The organism is Moorena sp. SIO4E2 (assembly GCF_010671945.1).
GTDB classification, from domain to species: Bacteria; Cyanobacteriota; Cyanobacteriia; order Cyanobacteriales; family Coleofasciculaceae; genus Moorena; species Moorena producens.
On sequence record NZ_JAAHIE010000015.1, the window covers coordinates 20,586 to 30,555 of the forward strand.

13 protein-coding genes, 1 tRNA gene and 1 pseudogene are annotated in these 9,970 nt (G+C 43.1%); 8 read left to right on the forward strand and 7 right to left on the reverse strand.

The genetic code is table 11. The features are described 5' to 3' along the window. Window positions 1–97: 97 nt before the first annotated feature. The 3 genes and pseudogenes from F6K37_RS02955 to F6K37_RS02965 form a co-directional block, all read right to left on the reverse strand. A complete protein-coding gene (locus F6K37_RS02955; protein WP_287248088.1) occupies window positions 98–418 on the reverse strand; it encodes a 2Fe-2S iron-sulfur cluster-binding protein in 321 nt (106 codons plus the stop codon). Beyond that, window positions 392–1,165: pseudogene (locus tag F6K37_RS02960) on the reverse strand (TrmH family RNA methyltransferase); the annotation flags it as partial. The pseudogene F6K37_RS02960 and the gene F6K37_RS02955, both read right to left, overlap by 27 nt. Window positions 1,166–1,182: 17 nt before the next feature. Then, window positions 1,183–1,266, reverse strand: a tRNA-Leu gene (locus tag F6K37_RS02965). A 320-nt stretch (window positions 1,267–1,586) separates the two neighbouring features. Between F6K37_RS02965 and murA the strand changes: the two genes are divergently transcribed. Next, on the forward strand, window positions 1,587–2,984 hold the full coding sequence (gene murA, locus F6K37_RS02970) for a UDP-N-acetylglucosamine 1-carboxyvinyltransferase (protein ID WP_008188237.1): 1,398 nt from the start codon (window positions 1,587–1,589) through the stop codon (window positions 2,982–2,984). Window positions 2,985–3,082: 98 nt separating this feature from the next. Here the strand turns inward: murA and thyD are convergent, their stop codons facing one another. Further along, entirely contained in the window at window positions 3,083–4,000 is a 918-nt protein-coding gene (gene thyD, locus F6K37_RS02975) for a thylakoid membrane protein ThyD (RefSeq protein WP_008188239.1), read from the reverse strand. Window positions 4,001–4,106: 106 nt separating this feature from the next. Then, window positions 4,107–4,493: a photosystem II reaction center protein Psb28 gene (psb28, locus tag F6K37_RS02980; protein ID WP_287248044.1), complete on the reverse strand. Its 387-nt coding sequence runs from the start codon at window positions 4,491–4,493 to the stop codon at window positions 4,107–4,109. Between the two features lie 416 nt (window positions 4,494–4,909). Between psb28 and F6K37_RS02985 the strand changes: the two genes are divergently transcribed. The 4 genes from F6K37_RS02985 to F6K37_RS03000 all read left to right on the forward strand — a co-directional run bounded on the left by F6K37_RS02985 (window position 4,910) and on the right by F6K37_RS03000 (window position 6,319). Next, window positions 4,910–5,098, forward strand: coding sequence for a hypothetical protein (locus F6K37_RS02985; RefSeq protein ID WP_044494793.1), 189 nt, complete (start codon window positions 4,910–4,912; stop codon window positions 5,096–5,098). Window positions 5,099–5,260: 162 nt separating this feature from the next. Then, window positions 5,261–5,455, forward strand: a complete 195-nt coding sequence (locus tag F6K37_RS02990) for a hypothetical protein (RefSeq protein ID WP_008188242.1) — start codon at window positions 5,261–5,263, stop codon at window positions 5,453–5,455. A gap of 157 nt (window positions 5,456–5,612) precedes the next feature. After that, window positions 5,613–5,762 (forward strand): hypothetical protein, encoded by a 150-nt coding sequence (locus F6K37_RS02995; RefSeq protein ID WP_154659913.1) that lies wholly within the window; start codon window positions 5,613–5,615, stop codon window positions 5,760–5,762. Continuing rightward, window positions 5,759–6,319 (forward strand): Uma2 family endonuclease, encoded by a 561-nt coding sequence (locus F6K37_RS03000; RefSeq protein WP_008188244.1) that lies wholly within the window; start codon window positions 5,759–5,761, stop codon window positions 6,317–6,319. The genes F6K37_RS02995 and F6K37_RS03000 overlap by 4 nt, the downstream gene beginning before the upstream one ends. 506 nt (window positions 6,320–6,825) lie before the next feature. Here F6K37_RS03000 and F6K37_RS03005 read toward each other — a convergent pair. After that, window positions 6,826–7,332, reverse strand: a complete 507-nt coding sequence (locus F6K37_RS03005; protein ID WP_287248051.1) for a PIN domain-containing protein — start codon at window positions 7,330–7,332, stop codon at window positions 6,826–6,828. Further along, window positions 7,329–7,574, reverse strand: a complete 246-nt coding sequence (locus tag F6K37_RS03010) for a UPF0175 family protein (RefSeq protein ID WP_008188247.1) — start codon at window positions 7,572–7,574, stop codon at window positions 7,329–7,331. Before F6K37_RS03010 ends, F6K37_RS03005 begins: the two co-directional genes overlap by 4 nt. Window positions 7,575–7,730: 156 nt before the next feature. Between F6K37_RS03010 and F6K37_RS03015 the strand changes: the two genes are divergently transcribed. From F6K37_RS03015 to F6K37_RS03025, 3 genes are all read left to right on the forward strand, one after another. Further along, window positions 7,731–7,904, forward strand: a complete 174-nt coding sequence (locus F6K37_RS03015; RefSeq protein WP_154659914.1) for a hypothetical protein — start codon at window positions 7,731–7,733, stop codon at window positions 7,902–7,904. Window positions 7,905–7,954: 50 nt separating this feature from the next. Then, window positions 7,955–8,158, forward strand: coding sequence for a hypothetical protein (locus F6K37_RS03020; RefSeq protein ID WP_287248053.1), 204 nt, complete (start codon window positions 7,955–7,957; stop codon window positions 8,156–8,158). Between the two features lie 19 nt (window positions 8,159–8,177). After that, window positions 8,178–9,821: a glycosyltransferase family 39 protein gene (locus F6K37_RS03025; RefSeq protein WP_287248055.1), complete on the forward strand. Its 1,644-nt coding sequence runs from the start codon at window positions 8,178–8,180 to the stop codon at window positions 9,819–9,821. Window positions 9,822–9,970 lie beyond the last annotated feature (149 nt).

A 9,970-nucleotide genomic window follows, 5' to 3' on the forward strand; every position in this document is an offset into this window, starting at 1 on the left:
AAAAGACAGATAATGTATAAGGTACTCCCGACTCCCGACTCCCGACTCCCTAAAACCTAGGACGAAAGTACCTCACCGAATTGAGAACTGCTATAGCTCAAGCGCTAACTACCACTTGTCCGACAGGATGAGCCACACAAGTCAAAATCATGCCTTCCTTCCGTTCATCCTCTTCGAGAGCATCAGGTTCCTCGTCATACTCTACTTTCCCTTTTAGAAGCTTTTGCTTACAAGCACCACAGGCTCCCATGCGGCAACCGCTTGGTAATGCCACCCCTTCTTGTTCCGCCACATCTAGGATCACATCCTCTGCATCACAGGTGACTTCTTTCCCAGACTTAGCAAAGACTACAGTTGGTTCTGAACAGGTTGACGGTGATTTCACTAAAAAACGTTGCCGTTTAGCTTCGTACAACATCAAGGCAGCAGCAATGGCTACATTTAAGGATTCTACTCCTGGCATCAGGGGAATATTCACTTGCTGATCTGCTGTTTTTACCAAGTCTTCCCTAAGTCCAGCTGCTTCATTGCCCAGGAGTATTAAGCTAGGACAGCGCCAATCTATGTCCCAGTAACTGACCTTAGCATCTGGTACTGTGGCCACTACTTGTATCCCTTGAGCTTGAGCTTGAGCTACGAGGGTGGGCAAATGGGGGGTAACTGCCATGGGCAGACGGAACCACTGACCGACTGAGGCTCGCAATACTTTAGGATTATCTAGCTCTACACTATCGGAACTTAGCCACAATCCTTCCGCACCAGCGGCTACCGCAGTTCTAATGATTGTTCCAAGATTTCCTGGGTCTTGTATGGTTTCTAGAGCCAGCCCTAGGGAGAGGGAATTGAGGGGTTTCGGGGAAAGGGGAAGACGGGTTGCTGTGGCTACTACTCCATCTGGCTCAACTGTAGTAGCGATCGCTTTTAGTACAGACTGACTTACCACTTCCACTCTTTGAGACCGAACGGAAGCATCTTGGGATAGTTGTGGATGAGCTTCAAGCCATTCTGATGTATAGCAGAGGGTGACTAGGGGATAATCTACGGCACAGGCTTCTGCCAACAGGTGGGTTCCCTCCAACAGAAATAGGTCTTGCTGCCGACGTCCTTTGACTCTGTGCAGCTTCCGAATTTCCTTGACTAGGGGATTCTTGGTGCTTGTGAGCATACCAGTTTGGTTAATTATGCGGAACCCGGGACTTGAACCCGGAAGTCCTTGCGAACACTAGAACCTGAATCTAGCGCGTCTACCAATTCCGCCAGTTCCGCGTTTGTTGGCGCTATAGCAATCGTTGGTGATTCCGAGAGTGGTCAGTCCTGAGTCATAACTGTCACGGTTTAGGATTCAACTTAGGGTTGCTATGGGGGTTGCTCTATTAGCTCACCGGTTTTTTAGTATACAGCATTTACTGCTATTGTGGACAAGTTTGTTGTCGATAGCCGCAACGCCTGAAAATTTACCGGTTTACATTGCCAACTTCTGAGTATAGTGGAAAACCTGACATTTGATCAAGATACGTGGAAAACTAGACATTTAAAAACTTTCAGGTAAAATCAAAACCAAATTTAACATTTCGCCAGAAATTATAATGATTTTGGAGGATAGACCCATTAATCACTCTCAAAGCCCGATAAATCCCCCATCTCTGTCCCAGGAAAACGAATCGGTTCTCAAGATTTGGGGTAGAGCGTCTCTCCACGGACAGGTAAAAATTAGTGGAGCTAAAAATTCTGCCTTGGCAATTATGGCAGGGGCTTTACTGTGTTCTCAAGATTGCCGACTGCGTAATGTGCCCTCCCTAGTAGATATCGAGCGTATGAGCCAGATTCTTGCTGCTGTGGGAGTGAAGCTCAAACGCAGTGGTGACATCTTAGACCTAGATGTCAGCCATATCGGACAATCAAAAGCTCCCTATGAGTTGGTGAGCCAGCTGCGAGCTAGCTTTTTTATCCTCGGTCCGATCCTAGCGCGATTGGGAGTGGCACGGATACCACTGCCTGGTGGCTGTGCTATTGGTGCTAGACCAGTAGACCTCCATGTCAGGGGTCTACAAGCTATGGGCGCTCAGGTTCATATTGAGCATGGCATTGTCAATGCTTATGTGAAAGGAACAGGTAACAACAAGCTAAAGGGGGCGAAAATCTACCTGGATTACCCCAGTGTGGGGGCAACGGAAACTCTGCTGATGGCAGCGACTCTGGCAGAAGGGGAAACCACCCTTGAAAATGCAGCTCAAGAGCCAGAAGTGGAGGATTTGGCGAATTTCTGCCGAGCGATGGGAGCTCAAATTAGTGGTGCTGGTACTAAAACTATTAGTATCTCTGGGGTTTCTAGTTTACATTCGGTGGATTACCCAATTATTCCTGACCGGATTGAGGCTGGAACTTTCTTGGTAGCTGGGGCAATTACCCACTCTGAACTGAGCCTTTACCCAGTAATACCGGAACATTTAACTGCTGTGATTGCTAAGCTACAGGCAATTGGTAGTGAGGTGATGGTTGAGGCACCCAATCGGTTACGAATTATTCCTAATAAACTAAGGGCAACGGATATTGAAACCTTGCCTTATCCTGGATTTCCTACGGATATGCAAGCCCAGTTTACGGCGTTGCTGGCTCTGAGTGAAGGAAACTGTGTTGTTAGCGAAACGGTTTTTGAAAATCGGCTGCGTCATGTTGCCGAATTGAATCGCATGGGGGCGGATATACGGGTTAAAGGGAATAATGCGATTATCCGAGGTGTGCCAATGTTGTCGGGAGCACCAGTAGTGGGTACGGATTTACGGGCATCTGCTGCACTTGTGGTCGCTGGGTTAGCGGCAGAAGGAATAACTACGATTCAAGGACTCCGTCATTTAGACCGGGGTTATGAAGACTTGGAGGGGAAACTGCGACAACTTGGTGCTAGAGTAGAACGGGTTCCGGCTCAGATAGAGGAAGAGGAACTTCCTCCGACTCCCACTAATGCCATGACTGCAACACCGTAGTAGTTACCGTAGTAGTTATAGTCATTAGTTATTAGTCATTAGTCATTTAGAAATTGTTAATTGTTAATTGTTAATTGTTATCTGTTATCAATTAACAATTAACAATTTTCAGTTTTCAATATGTCTACTAGAGCTTGTTTTACTGTGGAATACTGATATTCCCATCCATAACTAGTGGTTCGTTTGGGTAGCACCTGTTGACCTTCCAAGACTACTATGGCTCCTTCTCCCAAAAGGGCTTCTAGAGCAACACTGGGAACTGGTAACCAGGAGGGACGATTGAGAACATCTCCAATGGCTTTACATAGTTCGGACATCAAGACAGGATTGGGAGCTGTGGCATTGAAAATCCCTTCCATGTCTGGTCGGGTTAGGGCAGCTATGATTAAGTTCACTAAGTCATCTCGGTGAATCCAAGAAAACCATTGGCGACCGGTACCGATTGGCCCTCCAGCAAACATTTGAAAGGGGGGTATCATTTTCGCTAGGGCACCGCCATTGCCCAAAACTATACCAATGCGCAGAATCACTAGTCGCACATCTGCATCTTGGACTTTCTGGGCTTCCCCTTCCCAGGCTTGACAAACCTCTGCCAGAAAGTCCTCTCCAGCAGGACTTGTTTCATCAAAGGTTACTGTTTCACTAGTGCCGTAGTAACCAATGGCAGAAGCGTTTACTAATACCGTGGGTTTAGGGTCAGCAAGGGCGATCGCTTCCACTATTTTTTGGGTCCCTAATTGGCGGCTATTGAGGATGTCTTCCTTACGGGCTGGTGTCCAGCGCTCCTCAGCAATCGGGGCTCCGGCTAAATTGACTACACCATCACAGCCTGCGATCGCATTTTGCCAATCCCCTGATTCGGTGGGAGTGTAGGCAATAGTTTCTATATTGGGAAATTGCGCCGTAGCTTTAGCTGAGTTACGGGTTATAATTAAGGGTTGATGTCCTTCTTCCTGTAGACGCTCCACTAAGCGGCTACCGACAAATCCTGTTGCTCCAGTAATTGCGACTTTCATACTTCATCCTTGATACTCTATATCGTGTCTGATACCATACTCATCGGTTAGGCTAACACGGGGATACGGGGACGGGAAGACGGGGGAAAATGTTTAGGATGGGTAATTATCCTTCAGTTGATGGTTTGGTTTCACCGTAAGCCATGCCGTTGGCTTCAGCGTACCGATTCATGAAGCGCATGAAGCGTTCCCAGTGGTCGTCTTCGTCAATTTCAACTTTACACTCCACTCCTGCTAGCTCATCTCCTTCTGGACCACCGAAGCGAAATTTTATTGAGGAAGGAGTCATATTAATGACCCCTTCTTCGTCTGTTAAGACCATTGATTGAGAAAATCGGTTTCTATAACTGTTGAATTGTTCAATAGCCTTTAACTTTTCAAAGGTCATCAAGACGATGCGGGCTCCTGACCGTCGGTTTTTTCTGAGGCTGACGTCACTCAGCTGTTCATAAATACCGTCAAAGAATTGGATGGATGGTGTTGAGGAGTTCATTTTAAATATAAAAACATGGTTAAATTTTAGTATATCGCCTGAGGAGGGGTTGACAAAATTATTTTTATAGGTACAAGGTAATCGGGAGTCGGGAGTCGGGAGTCGGGAGTCGGGAAGAGAGCTTGTAGGGTGGGCAAAGAAAGTTTGGTTATTTTGAGTCGTTTAGATTAGATTACTTTGCCCACCCTACTTTAATTGGTATTTTTTTTGACTCTTCCTAAGCAATAATTTTGGAGATTATTTCCAGTTACTTGAGGATGTTGAAGTATAAAATCTAGGTATAAAATTTAATTTATAAATAGTTGATAAACAGTATTGGTGATTGTTCATAATATTAAAAACTAGTTTTCTATCTTTACTCTTGCTCTTAAGTCCCTGCTCCGAATTCCCTAAAAACAAACGAAGACTAACCACAAATGAACCGCCGCCGCATTCTCAAAGCTGGACAACCTTACAGCTTTAGCCAATATTTTGACCTTCCCTTTACCCTAGAAGATATTTTGGCTGAATTTGACTGTACCTTTGTGCGATCGCATATCGATCTCCCTCGTCCTCCCCTTCCCGAAGCGATCGCATTTATCCTTGGATTATACTTAAGGAAGTAAACTATGAAGTAAACAAGGTGTTAAAATCTATGGCAAAGAATACTCAAAGTCATTTTGCCCCCTACTTAAAACATAGAGGGAAAACTGTTGAAGAACAAATTATAGCAATTCTCTATCCCATGAGGTAGGGATCCCCCTAAATCCCCCTTAAAAAGGGGGACTTTGAGGCTGAAAAGCGTACCTCATAAATCCTATAAACGCTATAAACTCAATCAACCTGCTCTGGCATGGCTAAGAAAACGCCTTGAAGAGGAAATCACTCAAGAAGAAGCTAAAATTCGACAGGAAGATTTAGAAAATTTTAAACAAATTGTTGATAGTTTTCGTCCAGAAGGCTCTAAACTATATAGCTACTAATGATTGTTTTTGTCGATACCGGCCTTTTAGGGTTGTTATCTTCTCCCAATGACAAATTAGAAGCACAACAATGTCAGCAATGGCTTTACTCTCTTTAACTGAATCCTAACACCCGTTCACGCCACACCCAGTAAGGCTAATCATAATTCCTCTATCCTTGATTAACTCTTATCTCTTGCCTCTTGCCTTTTGCCTCTTGCCTCTTGCCTCTTGCCTTTTGCCTCTTATCTGTTCCCTGTTACCTGCTCCCTACTCCCTACTCCCTTTATTCTATACTAATAGTGTCACTGTCTTGAAACTGTCATGATTGCTGATAAAAGTCCCAATTACATTTCCAAAGAAGACTATCTATCCTACGAAGAAGATAGTGCCATCAAACACGAGTATATTGATGGAGAAGTCTATGCCATGGCTGGGGCGAGTGATGCCCATGTTACTATTGCCCTTAACCTGGCTTCAGCCTTAAGAAATCATGTCAGGGGCACTGGCTGTCGGGTTTATATGGCAGATATGAAAACTTATGTTGAAGCATCCAATAGTTATTATTATCCTGATGTTATGGTGACTTGCGATGCCAGAGACCGAGAATTGAGCAATTATAAAAAATATCCTTGTTTAATTGTGGAAGTTTTATCTCCCAAGACTGAAGCCTTTGACCGGGGTGACAAATTTTATAATTATCGAAAATTAGACACCTTGGTGGAATATGTTTTAATTAGCCAAAACCATCAGCGGCTAGACTGCTTCCGCCGAAATTCTGAGGGAATTTGGACATTGCAATTTTATGATCCGGGCAGTGAGATTAATCTAGAAACTGTGGATTTTAGGACTAGTCTTGAGGCTTTGTATGAAGATGTAATGTAAGCCGTCAGCCATCAGCTGTCAGCCTTCAGCCTACAGCCAAGGGATTATCCGAGGGAGAAGCTACGGGAACGGGCATTAGATGAAAGCAATCAGATATTCAAGGTAAATTTATACCTTACTCCTTTTTTTTTACAAATATGAGATGCACCCATTGATGGGTGTTGTGGTGGCATAAGCCAAAAACCAATAACTTTGTATAATGGATTTATAGAAAGTTATTGAACATACTTCCTAAGACTTATGCGTGACCTATAACAACTGATAAAAAATATTCAAGAACTACTAGAAGACGATCAAAACATTATTGCCGATATCATTGAAGTATTCAAAAAACAGTATTTAACAGAAAAACCGGCATCTCTTAATCCTCTGTAATTAGACAATCAACCTTTTATTGGTATGGGTCGTGATCGACAAGATACTCAAAATAGTAGCGAATGGGTGAGAAGAATTAGACAACTTACTCCCTAAAACCCAAGAAGGATAAAATCCTCCCTCTTTTAAGATTATAATGTACTTTCTTCGTCGGTAGCTTGGAGAATTGCTTGGTACAATTGAGGACTAATACGAAAGTCCATTGTTTCAATCAATTGATCCATTAATGGTTTAACTGCCGGAATTAAATTACTTTTCTTGGCTTGCACGAGAATGCCCAGTAAGCCCACAATAGTTAGCCCCAATTCTTGAGCAACTGCTCGTCCCCGTCGCTCATCCATCAGTAGCAAATCGGCATCCATTTCCAATGCTAATATGATCGCTTCTGCTTCACCTAAATCGATGCTTTCTTGACTTTCCTGAAGTGTGATAACTTGCTGCCTATCTGAAACAGCATGAGTTTTAATCCAAGATAAGGTTTGAACTTCTACTGTTCCAGGTACAATTTTTCCGATACCAACCATTTCATTGTAGACAGCAACGGGAATAATCACAGAACCATATAAGCGATGCAAGAGGTTAAGTTGATTGATGCCTGCTAGATTAGTAATCGGTGATGTATCGCTAATAATAATCACAGCAAACTCATCGATTGTAGGGTTTTAAGGTCTGCTTCAAAATCAGCAACATCATAATTCAAATCTAAACCGCGCTTGGCCAGTTCATGCTGAAACTCAATCACAGTTAAACCCGTCCAGGCACGGACTTTGCCACTGCTAATTTTGTCTTGCTTATAGAGCATCAGCGCAATTTCAAGTTTGAATTCATCCTCAGTCATTTGGCTAGCTTGGACAATATCGTCAGGGATAACTACACTCATAGCTACACTATTAAGTAATTGATATATTATGAATAGTTACTTTAATTTTATCATAAATTTAAACTGAATCATAACACCCGTTCAAGCCACACCCAGTAAAGCTAATCATAATTCCTCTATCGTTGATTAAATCTTGCCGTCTTGATGCAGTCGCTCATGGGGGAAACCACGGCAGTTGCTCATGGGGGGAACCCCCAAGACCGCACTGCCTCCCCAAGACCGCGCTGCATCGCTCTTGCCTTTTGTCTTTTGTCTCTTATCTCTTCCCTGCTCCCAACTCCCGATTCCCGACTCCCTAAAACCCAGAACTTTCTACCTCACCCCATTTAAAAATACTGTAAAATTATAGTAGTTAACTGACTACGCCCCCACAACTAGTTATGATCAAAGCAATTACTGCTAGTGGAAAAATCGATCCATCAGGTCAATTATCCTTAGACTACCCAATTGAATATACTCCCCCTAAGCCAGTAGGAGTAATTATTATGTTTGACGAAACAGATGGGGAGGTAAATAGGTTTTGGAAGTCAGTAACTATCAACAGCAACCACTCCTGTCAGCTAAACAGTTGCAAGAGGGATTAAAGCAGGCGTTGANTGGAAATTGGTAGTCTTTAGATTTTACAACCTAGACCGTAAAGTTTACTGGTACGACGAGACTATGACCTCCCTTAGAATTTCTGGTCACACTCAAACCGAACTAGTAGAAGACATTTTCGATGGTCAGATTATCAGCGTAGAAAATTTGTTAAAATCCTACCAATTTCCTAATCCTAAAAAAGATATCAATGACACTATTAATTCCCTAGCAGGTAATCCAGAACATTCGCCCCTTTACTACCTAATGGCGAGATTATGGTTACAAACCTTTGGCAATTCCGTAGTAACTATTAGACTGCTATCAGTAATAATTAGCTTATTAGCATTGCCCTGTGCTTACTGGCTGTGTTTAGAACTATTTGGTTCAAAATTAATCGGGTGGGTAGCTGTTGCCATAATTGCTATTTCTCCCTTTCATGTTTTGTATGCCCAAGAAGCCCGAGAATATAGTTTATGGACTGTTAGCATTTTGCTTTCTAGTGCAGTCCTATTATGGGCAATGAATTATTCTAGAATAAAGCAATTCATTAAAAAACCTTATCAATGGATTATCTATAGCTTTACTGTTGCCTTAGCACTTTATACTCACCCTTTCTCAGCCTTTGTCTTAATTGGACAGGGATTGTATGTATTAATTACCGAAGGTGGTCGCTGGACTAAGCGAGTAACTAGCTATTTACTAGCCTCCTTAGGAGGAGTATTGCTATTCTCCCCTTGGCTAATCATTGTTATCACTAATTTCTCCAAATTTATCGCTAATACTGACTCAGTTAATCATAGTCGTTCAGGCTTCTTACCCCTATTTTGGACCTTAAACCTCAGTCGGATTTTCTTTGATGTTAACCAAGGCATCCATCCTTTGAGTCCCCTCCACTATCTCAGTTTATTTTTAGCAGTATACGCCCTCTACTATCTTTGTCGTAAGGCTCCTCAGCATGCTTGGGTATTTATTATTACCTTAATTGGAGTGACAGGAATTGCTATAATCGGTCCAGATTTGCTCTTAGGTGGTCGCCGTTCTAGCATTACTCGCTATGCTATTCCCTGTTATCTAGGTATTCAGTTAGCTATTGCTTATTTCCTGACAACCCAAGCTAAAAACTCAGGAAAACTTACCAAAGATAAGGGAAAAAAGGGATTGCCCACCATGGGCATGATGAATGGAAATTTAGCAAATACCGAAGATAGACAAGATGGGCAAGTAAGGGGTGACCATGACATGGTGCCCATGGAAAAAACCCGAAAAAATCCTAAAACTTGGAAGTCTATAGCAATTGCTCTGGCATTTAGCGGCATACTCTCCTGTATCGTCAGCTCTCAACTGCCAGTTTGGTGGCACAAGAGCTATGCAAAGAGTCGCAATAATCCCCCCGTAGCCGCTTGGATTAATCAAATCCCACAACCACTCTTGATCAGTAATGAAATTCCCGGTAGGGTTCTATCTCTGTGTCATCTACTTCGTCCGGATGTACAGCTGATGTTATTGGATAAATCCAATAGCTCTACCAACATACCGGAGATTCCGGAGGGTTTCAAAAATGTTTTACTTTATCGACCGTCAGAGGAATTGCGTCAGGGAATTGAAACCACCCATAACTATAGGGTTAAACCTACGGATCAATCTTGGCTCTGGAAACTATCAAGATAGGGAGCTTCGTCAGAGAAAAAAAGTAGTAGTCTTATCTGCCTGATCCCGAGTTGCATTCACACCATTGAGACATAGCACCTTCTTCCATCTCCTCCCCCTTTGCCCCTTCTTCCTAATCATGATTGGGAATGGTGATATCCTCTTGAAAC